The organism is Niastella sp. sgz303648, from assembly GCF_059587045.1.
In genome coordinates this window covers 187867-214283 of the sequence record NZ_JCAPSW010000014.1, presented here as the reverse complement: position 1 = coordinate 214283, position 26417 = coordinate 187867, and the positions used below count along the sequence as shown (strand labels likewise).

The window sequence follows — 26417 nt, the reverse complement described above, 5'->3', positions numbered from 1 at the left end:
AGGTCAGCCTCCCGTGGCCGTATGTTTACACCGCAATTAACTATTACGCGTGTGCCGGATGCTATTACCTTTTATCAGCACGAAGAGCAGCTTATCATAGTAATTGGAATTACATGGCGGAATGAGATGCCAACTGCAACCATTCTGAACAATAGCGGTGAAACCGTAGTGCGGTTTGAACTGAAGCAGGGAAGCAACAATATCAACATTGCGGCTTACCACTCCCGAAACTATTCTATTCGCATCAGCAATGGTAAGAATGTTATTCTTCAAAAAATATGAACCCTAAAAACAATATCTCCGGATGGTCTTTACGTTTTGCTGCCTTAATCTTCCTGCCGGCGATTTTTCCCATCGGTGTGCATGCACAGGATATAGATAAAAGCATGAAGGAGCCGCCCGTTTCTGTTACCGGCAACATCGACCTGCACGGTATCTTTTATTCTGTAAAAGGTATTCCTGCCCGCCGCCAGCCCTTTTCCTATATCCTTACGGGCAATGCGATCGTTAGCCTCTATGGCATTGAAATACCTGTGTCTGCAACAGTGAGCGAGCAGGAGCGCAGCATCAAACAGCCCTTTAATCAATTTGGCATTAGCCCAAAGTATAAATGGATAACCGCTCATCTTGGCTACAGAAGTGTTAATTTCTCACCTTATACATTGGCCGGCTATACCATGCTGGGTGCAGGTGCAGAGCTAAACCCCGGTAAATTTCATATTGGCTTCATGTACGGGCGCCTCAACCGGGCCACCAGCCTGGATACTGCAACAGGCGCCATACGCCCCTATTCGTTCTCGCGCAAAGGGTATGCCCTGAAAATGGGCTTTGGTACGGAGCATAAACTATTTGAGTTAAGCTTCCTTTCTGCAAAAGACGATAGTACCAGTATCAACAATAAAAACATTGCGGATACACTTAAAACGGTGAAGCCTGCTGCCAATACGGTAGTGGGCACCCGGTTTCATTATACCCTGTTTAAAAAACTGGTAATTGATGCGGATGGCGCTGCCAGTGTGTATACCAACGATATAAACTCAAAGCTTTTTGTAGACGATAATATAAAAAAGATAAACAGCAGTGCAGGTAGTATAATACCTGTAAATGCTACCACGCAGGTTAATTTTGCTTACACGGCAAGCCTTGCCTACACGGGCAGTAATTATAGTATTAAACTGGCTTACCGGCATATAGACCCCGAATTCCAGAGTATGGGGGCCTATTATTTTAATAACGATATTGAAAGCTATACGCTGTCCCCTGCTTTCTCCGCTTTTAAAGGCAGGCTTCACTTTAATGGCAGTATCGGTTTGCAAAAAGACAATCTACGCAAACAAAAGGAAGCTACGACCAGGCGCATCATCGGCTCAGCCAATATTTCCTGCGATTTTACACCACAGCTGGGGATCGATGCGAATTATATCAACTTTTCGGCCAATGCCACGCCGGAAGTGATGAAGGTGAATAATAAATACCTGCTTGCTCAAACCACGCATAATCTGTCGGTAAATCCGCGCTATATCATGGCCGCAGAAAATACAACGCATGTAGTCATATTAAGTTATAACTATTCTACCGTGGTAGATCTGAACAAAGAAACCAGCGATTTCAATAATATACATACCAACGTCTGCTTTCTTAATTATAACCTCACTTTTAATAAGACCGGGTTAACACTCACCTGCGGAGTCAATGAGTCGGTAAATAAATTTTACTATGGTACGGTGAAAAATTATGGGTTTACTATAGGCGCCGCCAAAAACCTGCTAAAAAACAAGCTGCAATTGGGCACCAGCAACTCCTTTAGCAGGAGTGACCAGTCTGGCGGTTCTTCGGTGCTGAATGCCGGTGTAAACGCTTCCTATAATCTGTATAAACACCATCGGTTTTCTTTTCGCTGGCTGATGCTGAAGAATAGTCCTGATGAACCGTTGGGCTTTAATAAAGCATTTACCGAACAAACTACGGAATTAAGTTATACCTGGAGTTTTTAAAATAACAAGAACTGTCTATGAAATGGAAAATGCATTATATGCGCCTTATTAGCCTCTTCATTGTTTTGTTGCCAGGTAGTATTGCCATGGCACAGTCGGGCGTGAGTGTTACATTAAATATTGTTCCGCCCTATTCACCAAAGATTGCCGAATATGTGGAAACGCCCGGAAAGATACTGCTGGTGTTACGCAATAATACTACCAGGCAGTTGCCTGTTTATCTGCAGGCATCCATTACCGGCGATAATGGTATCAGTGCGGCTACCAACCCTGCTGTAAAGCCTGCACAGCCGCTCTTGTTGCAGCCGGGGCAGCTGCTAAACGCAGATATGAGCGTGTTACAGGACCTGTTTGCTGCCGCCAAACTTAACTATACCGGCACAACGGCCGCCGATGTGCTGAAAAAGAACGGCTTACCGGAAGGCACATACGAGATATGCGTACGCGTATTCGACTATAACACCAATTTGCCTTTGTCGGGCGATGCGCCAATCGGTTGCCGTACTATTCATATTGCTAACCTGGAACCGCCTTTTTTATTAAAGCCGGTAGATATTGAAGCTGTAAATCCCCTGCTGCCGCAGAATATTATTTTTACCTGGACCAATGCGGCAGGAGCCGATCCGGGTATTCAATATAAACTGCGGATGGTAGAAATAATCGACCCTAATAAAAATCCAAATGATGCATTTAACAGCGCTACTACGCCCACCTTTTTTGATGTAACGGTTGGGGTCAATGTATTTGTTTATGGCCCTGCCCAGCCGCCGTTGGTCCCCGGCAGGCGGTATGCCTGGGCGGTAACGGCTCTTCCCGGCCCCGGCGGTATGGCCATTAAAAACAATGGCCGGAGCGAGGTGCATAGCTTCACATTCGGACAGCCTGTATTACCCCCAACTGCGATTACACTTTCATATCCCCAAAACGATGCGGTATTTGAGGCAGAAAAAAGCAAGTTCTATTTTAAATGGGATTACAGCAATCCCGGCAATGCCGCGTTTTACGAAGACGTAATCATGGTAGAGGTAAACCCGGGGCAGCCGGTGGAGGAGGCCGTTAAAAATAATAAACGGGTAAATTCGACCAATGAGCCCAGCAAAACCGCCATGTTCAACTATACAGGCAGCAGTGCAGAGGGCAAAACTTTTGCCTGGTATGTTACTTTAAACAATAATGGCAAAATATACAAAAGCAATGTGCGCACTTTTACGATAAAGGCCAACGCTATGGCTGGTAATACACCTGCAGCTTTTGATCTGTGCGGGTTTCCTGTTACGGTGCACACTAATAATCCGTTGAAGAATAATGGCGGTAATAAGTTTAGCGGTACTGCCTATACGAATTTATACAAAGGTGGCCCCGAGGTGGTTTTGTACCTCGACAATGTTGTGATACAGCCTTTTGCTTCTGAATTGAGCAAGGAGAAGGAAAAAAAGAGCAAAGAGAATATTGGCCTGGATAAGCTTAAAGACCACGATCAGGAAAACAATTATATCTATTCCGACTGGCGCGCCGTGAGCCTCGGCACGCTGAAGAATTCAAATATAAAAGGAGTAAAAATAAAATTTAAGGAAGCCCGCAATTATGGCGGAAGCGTATGGTTCGACGCAGCAAGCGTGAAATTTATGCCTTCGCTGCAATCTCATTTTGATGAAGCGCGCCATTGCTATGTTCAGGACGCGGTAAACAACAATCAAACCGTTGAACTCACGGGCACATTCAATTGGCAAACGGAGTTTTTGTACAAAGGGGCCGCCGATGATGAACAGATGGCGTTGTATAAAGCCGAAAAAACTGTCAAATTGAATTATAATACACTGTTCAATGAAAGCGATTCCTGGTTCCTTTCTATAAAAGATGGCGACGATTATAATATTCTGCACCTCACAGTTCCTGCCAAAACAGTGCTGAAACTTATACCTTCCCTGCAAATAACCCAAAACGGCACCACGGCAGTCATGTCTTTTGATGGCTATTGCAATATGCCCAATCCTGATGCGCAGAAGCCCGGCCTGTCGGTAAATTTTGAGAAAATAACCAACTTTTCGGGCACAGTGCATAAAATTACTCCTTATGCTGTTTCGCTCAACAACGATAACTCCGTTACAGGCTCATTCGATAAGGTGAATCTCGATTTGAGTAATGGCGGTTGCAGCGTTACCATACCCGACCTGGCTATAAAGTTGAAGTACAACAGTACAACGTATGATTTTAATTATAAAAAAGCTTTTTTTAACCCCACCAGTGGCTTGTTTTGTAAAGAGGAGATGGCGTCGGGGACTGATATTACCGTAAGTTCATTCCCGTTATCATCGCAGAGCTCTACCGTATCAATCGTAAAAACGAAATTGCTGCAGTTGCAGGTTAAAGGTGAAATAAAGGTTCCTTTTATCAATCGCACGGGTAACGTGGAATTTGCTGCAAACGGGGATGGTGTTCAGGAGGGATTTGTCGATTTTCCTTTAGCAGGCAAATCAAATCTTTTTACCGATAACAATACAGGCAATATATGCGAATTTGAACCTTATTCAGGCAAGCTGGTTTCGAACCGGTTAATAGTGAACGGCAGACTTAATTTTTTTAATTATAACGGGAAAGAGAAAGGCCTGAACATGTTGAACCTGGATTGCCCCGACTTTTATATCAAAGGGAACGGTGAAATAGGTATGGAAAGTGAAAGCTGGTCGGGTGCGCCTGTTACCGATCAAAAGGCGGGAACGTACAACGGCTTTAAATATACGCCTGTGTCGCTGCAGTTGATCAGTTCAGGCGGGAATTACAAGGTCAATCTTCATGGCATTATAACGCTTGCCGATAACCTGTCGAGCGATAATAATGGTTGTCCAAATCTGAATACAAGTTTTGGATTCGCGCCAAAAGGTGATGCAGCCGCAAGCCAGAAAGAGGTTTCAGTAAGCAATTCTGATGTTTCTGCCGGTGCGTTGGATGCTGTTTGTGACTTTAAAGGCAATTTTAAATTATTTGATAATGATCCGGTGTATGGGAAGGGATTTGTTTGCGAGGGAAAGTTTGGCATAAAGCAGCCCTCTGATATGGAGGTGCATGCTAAAATGATCGTAGCGCGGGCCCCTGAACACTACAATTACTGGTTTATAGAGGCGGGCGAAGAAAACCTGTTTGAGTTGCCGATAGGCGTGCTGGACCTGGGTATTTATGGGTTTACCGGCAGGGTGTATTATAAGATGAAGCATGCAGGCACGAATATAAATACAGACGACTATGTGCCGGATAATGGCAGTTATGTAGGCGTATATGCGCTTACCCAGCTCAAAACACTTTCAGATAATGGGATTAAATTCTGGGGTAAGGTAGCCCTTGAAGTGCTGACTACAAAGAGCGGTCTTCAAAGTATAAGCTTCCGGGGCGACGGTGATTTAATGTCATCCGGTGTAGGTTCGCAGGGAATGATAAGGGCGCACGACTGCACACTGGATTTTATTTGGGCGCCTAAAGAAGTGAATGGCAATTTTAATGTGGATGTAAACTTCATGAATGCAATTACGGCATCAGCCTCAGCCGGCTTTGATATTACAGACCATAGCTATTCTTTTTGGGGCGATGCTTCAACCGGAACGCTATTCGGTAATGCCAGCTTTGGCATGAAGAATTTTGGGTTTTCTCTTTCCGATCAGAATGCACGCTTGTATGGCGACTTCTCATTGATTACAATTTCAAAGGATTTCAATTTCTATGTATGCGATCCATCCGTTGATATATATTCAGGCGTATCATTTGATGCTACGCTTAATTACAGCCCATTCCAGTTTAAAGGCAGTGGCAATCTTTATGGCAAAGTGCATGTTGCCGGCTGCCGGCTGCATGGAAATTTAGGTATTAATCTCAATGCGCAATTAATGTTCCCCAATCCCACCTGCGTCAGCGCCGGAATTTCGATCGAAACCCCTTTAAAGGATTTTGATTTTAGCGCAGGTATCAGTGACGGCGGTATTTTCTTTGGTAATTGCTATGAATAAAATTTTAAGAATGAAACAGTTATTTATATTTCTTTGTTTTTTTATGCCATGCGGCTGCTTGTTGGCGCAGGATGCGAGGTTGGTAGTTGGCTGCAAAAAGCAAAACTCCGGAAGCAATCCTGTTGTACAGGTAAAATTCATGTTTCCATCGGCCGTTATTTCGCCCTGCCCGGTTAATGTATTCAGGAAAAGAATGCCTGATGGTAACTGGGAAAAAATAACTAAAATACCCCTGTCAAAGACGCCTGTTATCAGCATAGCGCAATTGAAATCGGCGCAACAGGCCGGTGACGACGCTTATAAAGCATACCAGGGTTTTATGAATCATAAGCCTGCGGTGTCGCCCAAAGACGAGAATAACTATTTGGCCGCAGCGGGTCTTATGATAGTTACAGATAATGTTTTTGCGTCTTATGCCGGTTGCTATTTTGAAGATTCATCAGCGCAAAATGGTACAACCTATCAATATCGTATTACCAATGCAGCGCAGGCCGATAAAGAACTGGCGGTATCTGCCCCGTTTACAGCGACGACGGATTATCTTCCCGTTGTTGCCGGTCTTACGGCTAAACAAAAAAAACAATATGTGTACCTGAACTGGAATAAGCAGCAGCTATTTTATGGTTATAAGCTCTACAGGAAAACAGGTTTATCGGCCGAACCCGTAGCGGTCTCTGAGGATCCAATATTATTGGGCAAAATGTCGGGCGAAACGGTAAAAGATAATTCTGCCGGTTACAAATACCTTGACACAGCCGGCATGCCTGGCAGTAAAATATATTACCAGGTGGCCGGTGTGGATGTGCTGAATAATGAATCTGTGCTGTCAAAAGAGTTTGAAGTGGAGATACGCGATATGGTACCGCCACACCCGGCAAATAACCTTAAAGCAGAAAAGAAAGATAAAAACGCGGTGCTGAACTGGAAGCTGGTACCGGATAAAGATTGCAACGGGTATAATATTTACCGGAACTCGACGCTGGACACCGTTTACAAAAAGATAAACACCGCCCTGATACCTGTTAATACTGTTACCTATACAGACAATCAACCATCAGAGGGTGCTGTATATGGTTATTATATAGAAAGTGTTGACGCAGCAGGGAATACCGCAAAATCACAAGCTGTTAAGGTGTTCTTTCCTGATCAGACTGCACCGGCAAAACCCGCCGGCCTGAAGGCCATTGCAAAACCGGGGCTGATACAGATAACGTGGGACAGGAACACCGAGCCTGATTTTAAAGGGTACTTAATCTACCGGGCTAATACACGCGACAAAGAATATTTCAACTTGCTCAATCGGGTGCCATTGTTGTCAAACGCTTTTACTGATACATTGCCCGGAGTAGCTAAGAATGAATTTGTTTATTATGTATGTGCGGTTGATAAAGCATTCAACAAGAGCATTAATTCAGACACTATTATTGCTATGCTGCCCGATACGCTGGCTCCACACGCCCCCTATCTTGCAAATCTGCAGCATAATAAAGAAGCCGGTATTGACCTGAAATGGCAAAAGCCGTTTGACAGCGATGTGGAAGCTTATAATGTTTTCAGAAGTGAAGATACAGGCAGTTACCGCAGGTATTATAAAATAAACCAGACGCCACTGGCCGGTCTTGCCTTTACTGATAAGAATACAAAATCAAATATTACCTATACCTACTATGTGACAGCCGTTGACAAGGCTGGCAATATATCAGCCCTGTCTAATATGCGAACGATATATACAGAAACAGATACAGCGGAATTAAAAACAGCTGAAAATGTGCGTGCGACCTATATAGCGGCTGATTCGGTTGTTCGTATAAGTTGGACTGGCAACAGGACCAGTATCCATGGTTATACCGTATACAGGAAAGAAAGCGGCGAAGAATCTTTTTTACCCATATCCGCACTGGCTAAGCTTACGACCTTTGCAGACAGGAATATTGAACCGGGAAAATCTTATGAGTATATGATCAGGAGTTATTATGAAGGATTTGATATATATAAAAATTCAGCCAGTGTGTTCATTATAACTTCACCAAACCGATAATATAGTCAATGTTTCGCAATGCCCCCGGTCAAAACAGCAGTAAAAAAATATAGCATTGCATAGTAAAGCAGATTAACCGTTATACATCAAGTTCTAAATTGTACAAAACTTAGCACGAATAAATGTGAATGAAAAAATGTTGAATCATGCAGCAAATAATTTAAAATAAAAACGCTGAAATTCGCCCTGGTGGCTAACTTCAGCGTTTTTTCATTTTCTGCATTTTCATAAATTCAACCACTTTGATTCCAGCTAATTAGTTACACTTTTTTCTTTCAAATGATCGTTGGTTATAAAAGTGGCTTTCTGTAGTTCCTTGCAAATAAATGGGGCATTTACTATCTCTTGAAGCATTGTATGTTAGTGACGACAAGAAACAAATCTTTGGCAACAAGAGAGATCCATATCCTTTTTCCATGATCATTCTGCGCCGGTCGCCCCATGTTGTAAAAAACTGAAACAAAAGCGCTCCTTAGTTTTTCGCCCGAAATATCGCATACCTTGAAACATAACCCGCATCCTTTATTTGTTGTAAGGAAGTTGGTTACGATTTTATTGTTTAATAATAATAGTTTGAATGCTATGCGCATTTGAAATATGGCTCGCCCATAAGCCATTTAACCAGATATGATAATTAATGTTGTAGTTGCCCCGGTTTAACACAACAACTGCGATCTTGCCATCTTTATTCATAAAAGCCGTAGTTTGCAATACATCACGGTTGGAAGAAGCTGCTATACGCCTCGCTCCCGGACGAATAAATTTTGAAAACTGACCAATGTACCAAAATTCATTTGTAAAATATATATTACCCGTTGTCACATCCCCAATGATTGGTGCAAAGCAAAAATTGCCGGTATGATTGGGGCCTCCTGATTGATCAAGCAAAATATTCCAGTCGCACCAGGCTCTTACACCGCTGTTCAAATCATGTAAGATATTATGAGCATATTGCTCACCAAGACTCCAATCGCTTATTTTGCTGAAATCAAATTGATCCTGGCAACCTTCGGTAAATAACAAATTCACACCCGGAAATGCTTCGTGCAAATGCAATACATTATCGAACATCGGCGCACTTTTTGTCCAGGTCTCATACCAATGCAAACCAACTCCCCACACATATTTTGCCGCCTGCGGATCGTTTAAAATAACACTTGCATACTGGTATGCCATGTCGCGGTTGTGATCCCAGGCAATTATTTTCTTATCAGCAAGCTTATTTTTTTCCAAGGCGGGGCCCAAAGCATTTTTAATAAAATCCCTTTCCTCTTCCGCACTAAAGAGGCACGATTCCCACGGAGCTTTGTTCATTGGCTCATTCTGAACAGTAACACCCCAAACAGGGATACCCGCTGCACGATATCCCTGTATAAACTTTACAAAATAATTCGCCCAGATTGGATAAAATTCTTTTTTCAACCTGCCCCCATGAATCATTTCATTATTGTCTTTCATCCACGCCGGTGGGCTCCATGGGCTTGCAAATAAAGTAAGTTGACCATTCAACTTATCATTCACTTTTTTTATCAGTGGAATTCTGTATTGCAGATCATGGCTTATGGAAAACGACCGAAGCGAAACATCGTTGTCATTTACATAAGTATATGAATTGTTCGAGAAATCACAACTATTTATATGGGTTCTCCCAAATGTATAGCCAATGCCATTTTCCGGGTCATAATAGGCATTAAGGATAGTATCCTGCGCCGCTTTTGGAAGTTTTGCAAATGTTTCTGCAGCCGCATCTGTAAGAGCACCTCCAAACCCAATAATGCTTTGAAACTGGTGATATGGATCTACAAAAATACATACATCTGTTTCCAGCGGCTGTGCATGCGGTTCAAAACTAATTGTTGCCGTTTTGGTTATTTTCTCATCTGTTCCTTTTGTAGTTGAATAAACAATTCCTTTTGAAATATTATTCCTGAAAAAAGTATTTTTTATTTTGTCTTTCTGTGCATACAGCGGATTAATACCCGCAGCACCTGAAGCGATCAATACCAGATATAATTTAAAATTCCTGTTCATAATGTTTCTATAATTATTATTCAAAATCAAATCCTGAAACAGTAATTCCCGTGGTCCCCAAATCATTACCTCCTCCTCTTACAGTGATATAATATGTACCACCGGTTTGCAGGGTAATGGAGCCGCCATTACCATTACAACTGATTGCCGAAAGCTGGGCATTAAAAGGAGATACGCCGCAGCCATTCCACGTATTTAATCCGAGCAACATCACCGCGGCAGGGTCCCAACCGGTAGTAACATCCTGACCGTCCTGCGGTTTCTTTTGTGATAACCATACTTCAAACCACACATTGGTTGCTCCGGAACCTTGTATATGCATATCGATCTTATATTGCCGGTGCCCGTAAAGGCGTACCTGCTGATAAACACCAGCCTGGTTCCATCCCCCGTTACCTCCTTTGTAAAGAATAGAACCGCCCTGGGTATTGATCGTTGCTGTTACATCATTGCTCCAGGAAAGATTTACCGGCACCCATTTGGTAATATCAGAGATCAGATTCACCCGGGGAGCAAACAAAGCAAGAATATCATCTGCATTAAAATAAACAACGATCTTATTGCTGTTTGCATCAATGGGAAATTTGGCATTCGTGATCGTTAATCCCAATGCTACTACCGAGCCTGCGTACTGCGATAATTGGGCTATGTTTATCTTAGGAATTGCATTTCCCTGAAGCACCCCATTTTTATCGCTCAGCGATACACTGTTATTAAAGGAGTAATCCGATGCATTCAATGTTACGGTATTGGAAGGTAATTTACCGGCGCTTATCAAACCGGCAATGGCCCTGTTATCAACGGTTACGGTTACAGCTGTTGTAGCAAGGTCGGCAATACCGCCCCGCATGATTGGGATGGAATAATTAACCGTATTGGAAGCGTTGTCTATCGTATAACTATTATCATCCAGCGCAACTACACTATTGCTTCCATTTGTAGCGCCGGGAAAATATACATTACCAACGAGTGAATCAACCGGGAAATAAATGACCACTTTGTTCGCAGCCGTATTTACGTCGAACTTTTCCGCCTGTTTCACAACGATTCCCAGCGCTGCATATTTGCCGCTGTATTTGCTCATACCGGCCACTTTAATTTCAGGAATGATTGCCCCTTTCATGATCCCGTTTGTATAAGCAATCGTATTCGTAGTTGCCAGCTCGTAATCTGATGGATTAAGCGCTACTGTGTTTGCAGGAAGCTTACCCGATTGCATAAGGGCCTGAATGGTGCTGGTATCTGCCGCCACATTCACGGCGAAAGCACCAAAATCCGAAAAGCCGCCCCGGTAAACCGTTACCGGGAAATTGATCGTATTTTTTACCGTATCGATGTTGTAATTGCTCAGTGCAGCAACAATTCCATCATCATCGGGGAAGTATACTTTTCCTGTTTCACTTATTTCGCTGCCGCCAAAATCTTCCGGCCTGCACCCCCAAAAAACACACAACAACAAGGCGAACATAAACAGTAAGGCACGCACTATTTTATTTTTCATCTGTAAATATTTAATTGTTTTTTTGTCAGATGGAACTTACCATGACAAAATTTTCATTGCCCTATACGTTATAATGAAAATTTTGTCATGGACGTTTCATATTACAGTTTTATTATTCAATAATGATTGTTTGAATACTATGCGCATTTGAAGTATGACCGGCCCAAAAACCATTTGACCAAATGTGATAATTGATGTTATTATCGCCCCGGTTTAATGCAACAACCGCCATTTTTCCATCTGTATTAATAAAGGCCGTTGTTTGTAATGCATTGCGGTTACACGAAGCAGCTATTCGCTTTGCTCCCGGGCGAATGAACTTTGAAAACTGACCAATGTACCAGAATTCATTCCGGATATTTATTTTCCCTGAAAGGGTATTGCCAATGATCGGTGCATAACTAACATTGCCAACATGACTGGGGCCGCCGTTCTGATCAAGCAGCATGTTCCAATCGCACCAGGCGGTGACACCGTTGTTTAAATCGTTCAGGATATTATTGCCATACAGCTCTCCCAAAGCCCAGGGGTTATTTTCATAAAAAGCAGTTTTACCCATACTGCCTTCGGTAAAGAGCAGATTTAAATCGGGAAATGCCTCATTCACCCGTAATACATTGTCGAACATGGGTGGATCGTTTGTCCATGTTTCGTACCAATGCAGGCCGGCTCCCCACACATATTTTGCCGCCTGCGGGTCTTTCAGAATAGTGCTTACATATTGATAGATCAGATCGCGGTTATGATCCCATACAATTATCTTCCTATCGGCAAGATTGTTTTTTCCAAAGGTGGGCCCCAGGGCGTTTTTAATAAACTCCCTTTCCTCTTCGGCGCTAAACAGGCACGATTCCCAGGGAGCGTTGTTCATCGGCTCATTCTGAACAGTAACACCCCAAGCAGGAACGCCTGCTGCCTGATATGCCTGCATAAACTTTACAAAGTAGTTGGCCCAGACCTGATAAAATTCTTTTTTCAACCTGCCCCCATGCATCATATCGTTATTGTCTTTCATCCATGCCGGCGGGCTCCAGGGACTTGCCAATAAAGTAAGCTGACCGTTCAACTTATCATTCGCTTTTTTTATTAACGGCACTTTATACTGCAGATCATGGTTTATGGAAAATGACTGAAGCGAAACATCATTATTGTTTACATAAGTATACACGTCGCTTGAAAAATCACAACTATTCATATTGGTCCTTCCAAAGGTGTAGCCAATTCCATTTTGCGAATCATAATATGCAGTAAGAATGGAATCCTGTGCCGGCTGGGGAAGTTTTGCAAATGTTTCGGCAGCAGCATCGGTCAGCGCACCGCCAAAACCAATAATGCTTTGGAACCGGCGGGATGGGTCTACAAAAATACACACATCTGTTTCCAGCGGTTGTGCCTTTGGCTCAAAACCAATTATTGCTGTTTGAGTTATTTTCTCATTGGTACCTTTTGTAGTTGAATAAACAGTTCCTTTCGAATCCCAGCCGATCTCTTTTATTGTAGAATCACTTAAATCGACCTTCTTCCTGCAAGCTGGCAGTGAAAACGCTAACAATCCAGGCAGCGTGATCAATAAAGCAAACCATGTTTTATTTTTCATATTGCTTTTTTAAACTGTTCTTCAGTTAAGCCACGTTTCGACTTCGCTCAACGCTTTAAGCCCGACCCTTCGACTCCGCTCAGGGTCTACCATCCTGAATTTTGAGCCCAGCCGGTTTTTGTAATTTCATCCTGCGGTATAGGATACCAGGCCATTTTATCTTCAAAAACCCTGTTGCCAAGCTTTGTAACCGTGTAGCTGTATGTAGCTCCGTTTTTAATGATCACTATACGGTTTACAGGTTTATTAAAATAAGTTGTGCCTTTTTTCCACCTGCGTACATCCCATAAACGCTGATCTTCAAAAGCCAGCTCTACATTGCGCTCGTGTTCTATGCTTTGCTGATTCAACTGTGCGGCAGTCAATGATGGCATTTGCACACGCTGCCTTACCAAATTGATCGCCTGCAAGGCTGTGAGGCCATAGTTTTGAGGATCGGCCGTTGCTCCATACGCATTGTACATGGCTTCGGCATAATCCAGTAATACTTCTGCATACCTGAAATAGATCCACGTGTGCGCGGTACTTGTGCCTGCCACCAGGTCTACCGACTGGTTTACCCATTTGGAAAGATAATAGCCGGTTTTGGTGGCATTCAGCGCCGGCAGGCCACTGTTACCACCCGTAAACGTTTCAATAGCTGTAGAAGAAAATGTAGCGCCATTATATACAATGGTTTTTGCCATACGCGGGTCCCTGTTTGCATAGGGATTCGCAGCATCGGTAGCATTTGACCAGTCAAATGCCCTTGCACCGGTTATATTACCGTTATTATCTTTCTGAAGCACTTCAAACTCATCCACAAAATTCTGCGTGGGGGTGATACTGTTGCCATCGCTGTTCTGAAACACAATCGGGAAGTTGTCTTTTTCGACATTATTGGTATTGCCATAACGCCGGTAAAAGATCAGTTCATTGGAATTGGCATTATTAGCGCCAAAGAGGTTGCTGTAATTGGCATCCAGCGAATAAGCATTCGATACAATAACATCATGCAATGCACCCGCGGCATCGGCCCAGGTGGCCGTAGCGCCGGCCTGTTTGAACAAAGGGCTTGCTGCATACAACAATGCCTTTGCTTTTAATGTTTTGATGGCGCCATATGTTACACGACCCTGGCTGTACCATGAGTAGGGCGCCAGGCTTGAAGGGATAATGGTAGCGGCAGTATCACATAAAGCAACAATGTATTTGATGCATTCATCTACGGTATTGCGGGGTATGTTTTTCCAGGTAGCCGGATCGTCATAGTTCAATGGCTGGCTCATAATCGGCACACCAGCATAACGCTTTACCAGATCAAAATAAAAGAACGCTTTTAAGAACAGCGCTTCGCCCTGCATGAACTTTATATTGTTCCGTGCATTGAACAAGGCAGATGAATCGGAAGTGGTTATCTGTCCTTTAATGTACTCGATATTTACCTTGTCTTTATTGGCCAGATAAAGATTTGCCTGCCTGATACCGTTAAAGTCACGCCACCATGCACCATCGGGATTATTATATTGATTCCAGGTGCCATTGTTAAAGGTGTGCGACGACCAGGTGATATTCGTTGCTTCTGCATTTTCCGTTACAGCTTCATAATCAAGTTGTGCAAAGCCATCAGGTAAATAACTGTAAATATTCCATACCGCCTGCTGAACATAGGTGTAGTTGGTGTACAGATCATCAGGCGATACATAGGTTTTTACGTCATGCACCTCCAGATAATCCTTCTTACAGGATACTTCGGTAAAGAGGATGGCAAGTAATGATATGATGACAACAAATTTCTTCATAGCATGATATAATTGTTGGTGTATCTTAAAATTTTATATTGAACCCAAAATTCACCACTTTGGTCAACGGATAGCCCATCGAAAGATTCTCCGGTTCCAGCCCATCGATTTTGTTAAAGACAAATAAATTTGTTCCATTGGCAAACAACCTTACCGAACCGATCTTTTGCAGAAATCCTTTCTTCGAAAAAGTATATCCCAGTTCGAGGCTACGGAGCTTGACAAAATCACCTTTACGCAGCCAGAAGTCGGAAGACTGATCATTATTAGGATTGCTGAGTGTAGAAAGCCTTGGCATTGTTGCCGTTGTTGCAGTAGCCGTTGTCCAGCTGTTATTGGAGAATGCGGTGATGTTATTATTGTTTACAAACGGATGCGTATAGTTGTATGCCACTGAAAGCAGATTGACGGTGCGGTGCAGCACACCTTGTGCAAATGCACTGAAATCAAATCCTTTCCAGGCAAATCCTATGTTGAGTCCAAGGGTTATTTCGGGCACATTGCTGTACCCGAACGGCTGCATATCGTAAGCATTGATAATGCCATTGCCATCCAGATCTTTATATTTCAGGTCACCGGGCTTTACATTGGTAAAAGATGATGCCGGTACACCTGCTTTTACATTGCCATTGGCATCAAAATCCGATTGCTGATAAAAGCCGTCAAAGGCCAACCCTTTCTCCTGATTGATAGCATAGCCTTTTTGATAAAGCCGGTCAAAAGGTTGTGCTGTTTCTGATTTACCGGTTATTTTATTTCGCGCATAAGCTGCGGAACCGGAAATATGGCAGGTAAAGTCCCCTGCTTTGTTGTCGTAATTAATAACTGCTTCAAAGCCCTTGTTGTGCACCACACCACTGTTTACATAGGGTAAATTAAATCCGGTGAAAGCAGGAACACCGGCAGAAGGAATTTCATAAATGCCTGTACGCTTTTCGCTGAATACGTCAACTGATGCAGACAATGTTTTCAAAAGGCGGATATCAAAACCAACATTGAAACTTGTTTTTAATTCCCAGGTAGCATTGGGATTTGCCAGTTGTGCGATCGCCAGGCCGCTTTGATACGCGTTACTGCTTCCTGTAATCCATCCGTTGGCGCTGCTTGCCTGTTCTTCATACAGGAAACGATAACTTTCATTGATGTTTCCTGCAGAACCATAGGATGCCCTGAATTTTAAATAGTCAACCACCTTGCTTTGTTTCAAAAAGTCTTCGTTCGACGCCACCCATCCGATACCAACCGCAGGAAAGAAACCGTACCTTTTTCCGGACGCAAAATCGGCAGCCCCCATGTAAGCGCCACTAATATCAAGAATATATTTTTGCGCATAATCATACGTTACATCCGCACTCAATCCCTGTACACGTACGGGATAGTTTTGCCCGTCGTGAAGATAGCTTTCTCTTCTTCCCAGTAAGGTCCCTGAAATGGTGTGTTTTCCAAAAGAGCGGTTATAGTCAAATCCCAATTGAAGCGTATTGCGGTTCCAGTGCGACGTTCCGCCATCACCGGTCGAGCGCGGCACATCATTGCCAATGGTTTTGTAAACAATGTTGCCGTTTGCATCTTTTACCGGCATATCCTGTGCATCTTTCACAATTTCATAGCTTCTTACAGCATAAGACGTTTGATAGAATCCTCCATATTGATTATTGAACGACACACCTCCGGTAAAATTCAACCCGGGCGTTATTACATCCAGTTTTTGCCTTAACGTAACACCCGTTTGTAAGGTCCTAGTATGGGCACGGTAAATACCACTTTGCTGTAACAGCTCAACGGGATTAAAATTATACACCGAGCTGTTGCCCCAGGTGCCGTTAGGGTTCTTTACCGGAAAAGCCGCAGCAGGAATGGTCATCAGGTTATTAAACAACTGGCCGGCAGCGAAACCTGAAGGGGTGTTACGGTCTTCAATAATGCCTGAAACATTTGCCGACACCAAAAGATTTTTGGTTAAGTCGATATCGGCATTGGCCCGCAGATTGAATTTGTTGTAAGTAGCATTTGTGCCAAAGTCTTTACTAATTGCTTTTGCATCCTTATACAAGCCATTATTGTTCATATAATCTACCATTACAAAATACCTCGCGGTTTGATTACCCCCTCTGAACAACAGATTATAGTTCTGAATCCGCGACGTATTATTCAGTAGTTCTTTGTACCAGTTCACATTCGGATGAAAGGGATCATTGTCAGCCTTGTATAAATCAGGATTGGGATATTTCGGTGAAAATCCATCATTAACGAGGGCCTGGTTATACAAAGTCGTATAATCGTAAGCGTTCATTACCCGGGGCAGTTGCACGGGGCTCGAAATGCCATATCTTGCATTGAACACAACTTCATTTTTAGGCGTTATTTTCCCTTTTACGGTGCGGATACTCAAAACGCCCACACCGCCCTGCAACCCGAACATCGCCGTAGCAGATGCATCTTTCAGCAATGTCACCGATTCTATTTCATAAGCCGACAACGCGCTCAATGCGCCTACGTCTACCTGAAAGCCATCCAATAAAATGACCAATTGGTTACCGGCGATATTCCAGCTCGTTTGCCCGCGTACATAGAAGGTAGGAGCATCATATCCCGGCTCTCCTGAGCCTGTAACGGCTGTAAGGCCGGGTATCTTTCCCTGAAGCGTATTCAATAAGTTGCCGGTAAACATTTTGACGAGTTCCTTACCCGAAAGCGTATAAACAGCCCCGGTACTTCGCCATTGCGGCTCTTTCCTAAAGCCGAGATCGACCATCGTATCTACAGCTCCCGCAACACTTCCTGATGAGGCCGGCGGTGTATTAATGACAATCGTTGACTGCGCCTTTGAAACGATGCAACAGCACAGCATGGTCGACAAAACCAACAATATCTTATAATGCTTATTCATTTGTATTATTTTTATTTCTTCAATGGGCCGATGACTTACCATCCCGGATTCTGTCCGTTCCAGTCTTTTCCGTCGCCTAAATAATTAATGCTGACCTGAGAGCTGGGAAATGGCAGGTAATAGTATCTCTTTAAGAACGTACGCCTCATGAAATCAACCACTCTCCAATTCCGTTTAAGGGTGCCCGATGTAGCATTGGCTTTCGTTTGGATACCATGTAATGTTTCATTCAGTACATCATATGCTTTCAGCCAGCGTTGAAGATCATTCAGGCGAAAACCTTCATAGGCAAACTCTATAGTTCTTTCGTTTTGAACAGCATCCCTGAAATCGTTTTGGGAAGAAAGGTTCTTATCAGGCATACCCGCCCTTTGCCTGATCTTATTAAGATAAGTAGTAGCATCGCCCGATGGTCCCTGGTATTCATTCAGCGCTTCTGCATAGCTCAGGTAAAATTCGGCCAGCCGAAAAACAGGCCATGCAAAATGCTTATCATTGAAGTTGTCTACGCGGGCTACGAACTTATACGTTTCCAAAGCATAGCCATCGTCTCCTACATCACTGTGCCCATAATCAGTCGTAGGGTATTGTCCGCCATCACCCAGGTAGTAAGCCGCTACGCCGCGTTGGCTATTGTACCACATGCCGTCGTATAAAATTGTCTGGTAGAAACGCGGGTCGAGGTTCTGCGCTTTGATCCATGTCGGAAAATCATCTCCCGTGCTTGTCAGGGGCAATGTCCATTTTGAGCCGTCGCGTTTTTCATACTGTTGTATAAATTCAACAGGCACATTGTTCTTAAAGGCCCACTGCCCTTCTCTTACTTTGGAAGTCATCCACAGTCCCCAGTACCAACCGCCCCAACCGGGTGCATCATTACTTAAGGTATTCACCAGTATCAGCTCCGAATTGGCATAAACGTTGGAAACAGCTTCATAATCGCCCAATCCTGCATAAGAGTCATCATTAGGTGTGGTTTCTGCTTTGCCGGTATAGTACAACGCAACGCCCGAACCGGGCGCAGCATCGATAACGTCCTTAGCCGCTTTGGCGGCTGTGAACCAGCGTTCTTTATCGTAATTGGAATAAGCGACCACACTATCATGCGCATTTCCAAAACGTGCACCATCAACAGCAGTTTGCATGGAAGGTGGTGTATTATACAAAGGGCTTGCGGCAAACAACAGCACCCTTGCCTTTAATGCCTTTGCAGCAAGGCTCGTTGCCCGGCCGTAATCGGTAGCGCCCCAGGTTGCCGGCAATAAGGCCGCAGCCTGATTGCACCAGCTCACCATGCTGTCTACCGTAGTGGCTACCGAACTTCTATGAATGTCCAGCTTCTGCGCCCCGTCGAGGGGTTCCGTTATCAGCGGGATACCTCCATACTGACGGAATAATTCAAAGTGCTGCATAGCCCGGCAGAACAACGCCTGCCCTTTCACCTGCTTTTTCCAGTCGGCATCGGCATCTGTCACTTCATCTATATTTTTCAGAACGAGATTGGCCTGTCTGATGCCGAGGTAATGGCTTCCAAATCCGCCCCTGTCGATAGTGGCATCTACGGTTTGAGTTCCTGTAACATAGTTTCCAACACTCACCATCCAGTCATACTCCGGATGGATCATATACAACTCATCCGTTACCATATCGGGCCTTGTCATATCACTGTTGGTATTTTGCGGAAATCCCGTCGGCACACATAGATTGTACATTTGTGCTACTGCGCCCATCGCATTCAGCTTAGTATGAAACACCGTATCTACGGTGAAGGTGCCGGCCTGGGGCTTTTCGAGAAAATCTTTATTGCAGCTTACTGCAAGCAGCCCTGTAAAAAACAGCACTGCAAATACTATTGAAATTGGTTTCATTTGTACATTTTTCATTTGTACGAAACAATATTTATCAGCTAATTAAAAATTGATATTCACGCCTGTGTTATACGTTTTGTAAAGAGGGTAACCAATATTGCCAAGATTTTCAGGGTCACCCCATATTTTTGCCGGCGACCAGGTATAAAGGTTATTACCGCTGACATAAAGCCTTGCCGATTTGATGCCTATTTTTTTCATAAAGGCGTTGCTAAGCGTGTAACCCACCGCAAGATTTTGCAACCTTACATAAGAAGTATTGATCAGGAAAAAAGTATTACCCGCATTACCAGGCCCGGTAGCTGCCGCATTTTTATCATAATCCGCCATAGGGAAATAGATCTTATTCCCTGCATTATATCTGTCAATAGTAAATCGTGTAAGGTCGACCGAATAAATTGCCTGCTCCTTATCGATATGAAATTGCCCCATGCCGCCTCTTGCCACACCGGCGATACCGGCAAACAAAACACTCACATCAAATCCTTTGTAACTGCCTCCGGCTGTAAGGCCAAAACTGTATTCGGGATTGACGGTATAACCTGTTCTTGTTCTGTCTTTTTCATTGATCACACCATCGCCGTTTATATCTTCGAAGCGAACATCACCCGGTTGCAATGGCCTGCCGCCGTAACCCAAATCCTTTACATATACAGGTTTACCACTTGCATTGGTGTATGGTTTTCCGTTGCTCGACGCAAGTACAGGCTGCGACAGAATAGGATTTCCATTGGCGTCAATTGCATATAGCTGTGACCATGAGGTGTACAAGCCGTTGGCTTTTAACAATAGCTGCTGACCCACGGGATTCCCCGTTGAAGCCTGGTATTCAAGCCCTGGAACGACGGCTTCGTCCTGAAACAATATTTTGTTCCGCTGTATGGCGGCATTGCCATGCAGGTAATAACTAAAACCGCCTGCCTTGTCGTTATAGCTAAACTCAAGATTATGTCCCCAGCTTATTACTCTGCCGAGGTTGTACGGTGGCAGGTTGGCCTGCACGAACGCCGGCACAGTACCTTTGTAAGAAAGGATATTGGAACGGTTGTTCCTGTAATATTCGTAAGTAACAGACAGCTTGCTTTTAAAGAGATGAAATTCTGCCGCAAGGTTCATTTCCTTTGATACCTCCCAGGTTACATTCGGGTTGCCCAATACAGATTCGTCGTAACCATTGATGCGTTGCTGGTTATTCAGGGTGCCGAATGTATAACTGCCATTACTTCTCCAGGTATCGGGCAGATACAGGTAACGGGCGCCTCCAATATTATCGTTTCCGACCTCTCCATAAGAGGCGCGCAGTTTTACAAAACTCACTGTGTTGTTTACAGGAAAAAAAGATTCGTTGCTTACCACCCACGCTCCGGAATAAGACGGGAAGAAACCGAATCGCTTCCCTTCCGGAAAATTCTCTGAACCATTGTACCCCATATCATATTCTACAATGTATTTACCTTCATAATTATAATTGGCCCTTGCTGTAACCCCTTCATATGCATGTGGCAAATCATATTGAAGCGTGGGATCATATTTCTTTTCCCTGAGGCCTAATACCATTGCAGAAAAGGTATGTCTGCCGCTGAAAGTACGATTGTAATTGATAGATGCTTCCGTATACAGCTTGCGCCATTTTGCGAGGTTAAAGTCGGCGAATATCTGCGACGGTGTGGCAGCTGTAAGCTGAGTAAAGATCGGATCTAACGGGTCGCCATTAGGATTTTGCCTTATTGAATATAATACCGGTGCATAATGCCCATAGCTTCTGCTGGCAAAGTAACTATCGTAAGAACCTAACACTTTTATGGAAAGGCCTTGCGTAATCCTGTCTAATTTATACTCCGCATTCACGGATGAATTTAAAATACTGTTGTTGGTAACATTCCAGTAATCGCCGTTTTCTATCGCATACATGGGGTTGTATTGATCATAACCGCCGGCTGAAGAAGGCAGTACGTATTTACCGTTGATCATGCCGGGTGAACTCATTGGAAATGCCCACAATATTCTCGTATTCCACATAGATCCATCATTGTCCATACCATTCAGGGTTACAAATTGCGTCCCGAGGTTTACCGACATTTTGAAATCTTTTGTAACATCGAAATCGAAGTTGCCGCGCAGGTTGTATCGATTTTTAGAAAATTCCATCTTGTCGGAAAAGGCCATATAATCAGTTTTGAAAAGCCCTCCCTGATTCAGGTAACCAAGCGATACAAAATATTTCATAAACCGGGTGCCACCACTCACATTCACGTTAGCCTGCGACGTGGGCGTGTATTTCCTGAATAACTTGTTTACCCAGTTGGTATTGGGATGAAAGTAAGGATCATACCATGGATTGGGTTGACCATTCGCCAATGTGGGTGTATTGGCATTTTGAAAATATTTCAGATCATTGTCTGTAAAATTAAGCGACCCGTCATTTCTCCAGTTGGCATCACGTTTGGCAACAAAATCATCCCAGGTATGTATATCAGCATCTTTCGCGTGTTTTACCCAGTATTCTTCAAAAGCCCTTTCGTTGATAACGGTTGCATAATCATACGAATTGGCGAATGAAGGGAAATTGGTAAAAGAAGAAACGGATGTTTGTGAAGTAAGACTGATAGAAGGGGCTCCCTCCTTTCCACGTTTGGTAGTGATCAAAATAACACCGTTTGCGCCGCGTACGCCATAAACTGCTGTTGCAGAGGCATCTTTCAATATGCCTATAGAAGCCACTTCGTTTGGATCGATGTCATCGTACGTATCTCTGGCAACACCGTCGACCATAACCAACGGTGCGGTTTGACCGGTATAAGTGCCAATACCCCTGATCGTAAGTACAGCACCATCTGAACCGGGCTTTCCTGAACCCTGCATGGCCACAAGGCCGGGGAGTTGCCCTTTCAATGCCGTGCTTAGGTTAGATACAGGGGCTTTTAACAATTCGGCGCCTGCAACGGTACTTACAGATGCAGTCAGAAATTCTTTCTTCTGCCGTCCATAACCAACAATCACGATTACAGCATTCAGACTGTCGGCCTTCGTGTCGAGTTTCACCGAAAATTCATGTTTCCCGCGCACAGCAATTTCCTGGCTATAATACCCAATGCAGGTAAAAATAAGTGTGGCATCTTCAGGTACGGCGTTCAGGGAAAACTCGCCTGACGACCCTGTTGTGCTTCCTCTTTTTGAATCTTTCAGCATAACCACAGCGCCCTTAACCGGCGCACCCGACGTGTCGGTTACATGGCCACGTATATCCCTCACCTGTGCATAAACGTTTATTGGGGAACTTAAAAGCAGCGTCGTAATCGCTAATAGTAATAGCGGAAGCCGTAATTTTTTTGAATAAAAACCGGCTTGCAACACAAAATGTGTCTTAGAGTTCATAATAGGGCAAGTTGAATGAATCAGTATTGTTTTGAAACAGCAAGACTTTTTAATTTGAGTCCTTCTTTTGATTGAATGCTGATATTGGAATAATCTTCATCCGGGAAAAAGATCGCAGTCATTACAGTCAATCCATCACCTGTAAATAATTCAACGGAAGCTTTATCAATAATAAGCGTACAATCTAAATTTTGTGATTGAGAGAACCGCCGCGCAGTATGTCTTTTTCCGAAATCCTTTTCAAAGCCAACATTTCCCGATTCCCTTCTGTCGATAAAAAATTCATTGTTGCTTTGATCAAAGCCAATAACCAGTTTTTGATTTAATGAATTGGAAAGGGTGATCGAAAAATCTTTTATCTTATCGCCGGTCATTTTTATAATAGCAGGTCCTGTCAGTTTTCCGGTTTTTGCAGTCAGATCAAAATCGGTTACGGTCGTATTTTGAAAATTGAATGAACGGTTAAACAATTTATTTACCGCAGCTACCGGCGTTGAAGCCAATAAATATTTACCGTTCACTTTCTTTAGTGATAAATCACGGGGTACTGTCATGGCGCCTCTCCACTTTCGGGTAGGAACTACCTGCGCATATTGCCAGTTACTCATCCAACCTAAAAAAAGCCTTCTGGCGCCGGTGTTTGAAAAAGTAACGCCGGCATATTCGTCGGGACCATAATCAAGCCATCTTGTATCATTATCAAATGGCGTGAACCGATGGCCATCAAAATCACCCACAAAATATTGGGTACCGGAACCACCATTGGGGCCGCCAGGATTTATGTTTACAATTAACACCCAAATCTTCTTTCCCTGATCATTGAATGAGAACAGATCAGGACATTCCCAAACGCCGCCATGGGCGCCTGTTTCCTTTCCGAATTCCGATTCTTTTGTCCAGTTCTTTAAATCGGGCGAAGAATAAAAGGTGATGTGGTCCAATGTAGCTAATGTCATCATCCACTTATTCGCCACTTCATTCCAGCTCACTTTAGGGTCCCGAAAATCTTTAATGCCGGGGTTTTTTAAAACAGGATTGCCTGCATACTTAGTCCAAGTTTTTCCTTCATCGAGGCTGTAAGCAATACTTTCATTTTGATAATCGTTTCTTCCTTCCTGCTCCCCTTTCACACTGTGATGTGTGAAAATGGCCACCATCGGCACCTTTCCCTGCCCGACTGTGCCGTTCAGGCGGGCATTTTTACCAAAGCCTGAGGTGTTCTTATAATCAACCACTGCGCTTCCTGAAAAAATAAAACCAAGGCTATCGGGATATAAAGCAATCGGCTGATGCTGCCAGTGGATCAGGTCCCTGCTGGTAGCATGCCCCCAGTGAATAGGCCCGAAAACAGTGCTGCCGGGATGATGCTGGTAAAACAAATGATACACGCCATTGTAATACACCATTCCATTCGGATCATTCATCCAATGTTCTTTCGGAGTGAAGTGGATCTGCGGACGATGAGGTTCATTGTAAAATGCAGCGGCGCTGGTTTGCGCCTGTGCGCTGTTAGAAAGACCATGAGCAGCCATTGTGATTGCAAAAAGGTATTTGATCAGTGACATTAATTGTTTTATTTATGATGGCAGATACAAATTGATGCAGGCAGGCAAGCAATAGCCTGCCTGCCTGAAAAAAATTAATAGCCGGGATTTTGTTTATACAATCCTTTCGTAAACGTGATCTCTGATTGCGGAATAGGTAAATATTCATCTCTTCCGGCCGTGAATTTTGCGGTTGACAAAAACGTTCTTCTTGTTTTTTCAACAGCGATATATGCATTCAGGGTTGGCTCGGCAATGCCCCACCTTACCAGATCAAAGAACCTCGATCCTTCTGTAGCAAATTCCAAACGTCTCTCCCATTGCAATGCTGTGCGGGCAAAAGCCTGTGTCCAGCCGGCGGCCGTATAATTCTGGCAGTTGTAAATTGACGGGAATGTACCATCGGCTTTTTTCAATCTGCCGGTACTTGCTGCGGCCCTTGTTCTGATCTGGTTTATGAGCGGCAATGCGAGGTTCTGCTGCCCCATTTCGATATATGCTTCAGCCTGCATCAGCAAAACATCGTCATAACGAATTATATCATAATTCTTAGCCGATCCCATAAAAGGTCCGAGCTTCAGATAAGAAGAGCTTGTTGACAGTTGCTGGTTACGCATGGTATGAAAGTTACCATACACACCGGCATCACGAACCCAGCTATTACTGAAGGGCTTTGTTGGGTCGTACTTGTAAGGATGACCATCGATGCCAACGGTGTGATCTATACGCGGGTCCACTGGTGTCGTGCTCAAATCGGCAATGCTGTTATTAAACGTACTGAAATTGGGCAATCCGGTAGCATCAGTTGTAAAAGCATTCACCATGTTCTGGCTCGCCGCATGAAAACCACAGCAGCCATATTGCGGTGCTCCATGAGGATAATTCAACCCATCTTCAAAATTCAGTCTTCCGTCAGTTGTTCCGTCATTAATTGAAAACTGAATGGCAAAAACCGACTCGGGACCATTTTCTGTTTCAGGTAAAAAATTATCAGCAATGTCGTTGCTTAAATAATATTTACCCGAAGCAATAACAGCCTGCGTTAAGTTCACCACTTCCCGCAAACGGCTTTTGTTGATATTGATCACTTTGTGATGATCGTCTTGTTCGTAAGCCTGATACAATTTCAATTTTGCGAGATAGGCCTGCGCTGCATATTTATTTACTCTGCCGATCTGAGTTTGCGTTTCGGGCAAATTGTCGATGGCAAATTGAAAATCGGCTGCAATCTTATTCCATTGTTCATCATTGCTGAGATCATTGGAAGTTTTGAGTATGTCTTCATCAGTTGCCGTTTCATCGAAAATGGGAATGTTTTTGTACAGCAACTTCATGGTGAAATAACTGTGCGCTCTTAAAAAACGTATTTCCGCAGTGCGCGTTTTCTTATTGGGGAACTCACCCTCAGTAACTCCATTCAATGCCCGCAGCGCAACATTGGCACGCGAAATAGATTTGAATAAATTCTTCCAGGTGCGTGATACAAAAGCATCTATCGTTGGGGTTACCAGGTTGTAGTGTTCCAACGCATCTACTTCACCCACATCACTCGTACCACCACCTCCTTTGTAGGCGTCATCAGAACGTATGCTTCCATATACCCACATACTATAAATGGGCCCGATCATATCGCCATTACCAATAGCAGCGTAGGCGGCAGTAGCCAGACCTTCAACAGCCGTGGCAGATTTTAAATCGGTTGATGATAAAGCGCCTGTTGGATTATAGTCGAGTGCCTTTTTGCAGGAGCCATTCAGCAATCCTGCTATTACCAAAGCACTTATTATTTTATTTCTCATTGTT

13 protein-coding genes are annotated in these 26417 nt (G+C 43.8%); 4 read left to right on the top strand and 9 right to left on the bottom strand.

The features are described from left to right. Positions 1 to 21: 21 nt before the first annotated feature. Genes AC59IL_RS30530 through AC59IL_RS30515 form a run of 4 tightly spaced genes read left to right on the top strand, consistent with a single transcriptional unit; the run spans position 22 to position 8027 of the window. On the top strand, positions 22 to 282 hold the full coding sequence (locus AC59IL_RS30530; RefSeq protein WP_496556037.1) for a T9SS type A sorting domain-containing protein: 261 nt from the start codon (positions 22 to 24) through the stop codon (positions 280 to 282). Beyond that, on the top strand, positions 279 to 1994 hold the full coding sequence (locus AC59IL_RS30525) for a hypothetical protein (protein ID WP_496556036.1): 1716 nt from the start codon (positions 279 to 281) through the stop codon (positions 1992 to 1994). The genes AC59IL_RS30530 and AC59IL_RS30525 overlap by 4 nt, the downstream gene beginning before the upstream one ends. Before the next feature lie 38 nt (positions 1995 to 2032). Then, entirely contained in the window at positions 2033 to 5989 is a 3957-nt protein-coding gene (locus AC59IL_RS30520) for a hypothetical protein (RefSeq protein ID WP_496556035.1), read from the top strand. Between the two features lie 10 nt (positions 5990 to 5999). Next, positions 6000 to 8027, top strand: a complete 2028-nt coding sequence (locus AC59IL_RS30515; RefSeq protein WP_496556034.1) for a fibronectin type III domain-containing protein — start codon at positions 6000 to 6002, stop codon at positions 8025 to 8027. Positions 8028 to 8579: 552 nt separating this feature from the next. On the opposite strand, the gene AC59IL_RS30510 is transcribed toward AC59IL_RS30515, so the two are convergent. From AC59IL_RS30510 to AC59IL_RS30470, 9 genes are all read right to left on the bottom strand, one after another. Further along, positions 8580 to 10058: a glycoside hydrolase family 30 protein gene (locus tag AC59IL_RS30510; RefSeq protein WP_496556033.1), complete on the bottom strand. Its 1479-nt coding sequence runs from the start codon at positions 10056 to 10058 to the stop codon at positions 8580 to 8582. A 16-nt stretch (positions 10059 to 10074) separates the two neighbouring features. Beyond that, positions 10075 to 11559 (bottom strand): hypothetical protein, encoded by a 1485-nt coding sequence (locus AC59IL_RS30505; RefSeq protein ID WP_496556032.1) that lies wholly within the window; start codon positions 11557 to 11559, stop codon positions 10075 to 10077. A gap of 112 nt (positions 11560 to 11671) precedes the next feature. Then, on the bottom strand, positions 11672 to 13156 hold the full coding sequence (locus tag AC59IL_RS30500) for a glycoside hydrolase family 30 protein (RefSeq protein WP_496556031.1): 1485 nt from the start codon (positions 13154 to 13156) through the stop codon (positions 11672 to 11674). Positions 13157 to 13242: 86 nt separating this feature from the next. Then, positions 13243 to 14937, bottom strand: coding sequence for a RagB/SusD family nutrient uptake outer membrane protein (locus AC59IL_RS30495; RefSeq protein WP_496556030.1), 1695 nt, complete (start codon positions 14935 to 14937; stop codon positions 13243 to 13245). Positions 14938 to 14962: 25 nt separating this feature from the next. Next, a complete protein-coding gene (locus AC59IL_RS30490; RefSeq protein ID WP_496556029.1) occupies positions 14963 to 17827 on the bottom strand; it encodes a SusC/RagA family TonB-linked outer membrane protein in 2865 nt (954 codons plus the stop codon). Positions 17828 to 17862: 35 nt separating this feature from the next. Continuing rightward, a complete protein-coding gene (locus AC59IL_RS30485; RefSeq protein ID WP_496556028.1) occupies positions 17863 to 19695 on the bottom strand; it encodes a RagB/SusD family nutrient uptake outer membrane protein in 1833 nt (610 codons plus the stop codon). A 42-nt stretch (positions 19696 to 19737) separates the two neighbouring features. After that, entirely contained in the window at positions 19738 to 23070 is a 3333-nt protein-coding gene (locus tag AC59IL_RS30480) for a SusC/RagA family TonB-linked outer membrane protein (RefSeq protein ID WP_496556027.1), read from the bottom strand. 20 nt (positions 23071 to 23090) lie between these two features. Continuing rightward, positions 23091 to 24635 (bottom strand): glycoside hydrolase family 32 protein, encoded by a 1545-nt coding sequence (locus tag AC59IL_RS30475; RefSeq protein ID WP_496556026.1) that lies wholly within the window; start codon positions 24633 to 24635, stop codon positions 23091 to 23093. 74 nt (positions 24636 to 24709) lie between these two features. Continuing rightward, positions 24710 to 26413, bottom strand: coding sequence for a RagB/SusD family nutrient uptake outer membrane protein (locus AC59IL_RS30470; protein WP_496556025.1), 1704 nt, complete (start codon positions 26411 to 26413; stop codon positions 24710 to 24712). Between the last annotated feature and the right edge of the window lie 4 nt (positions 26414 to 26417).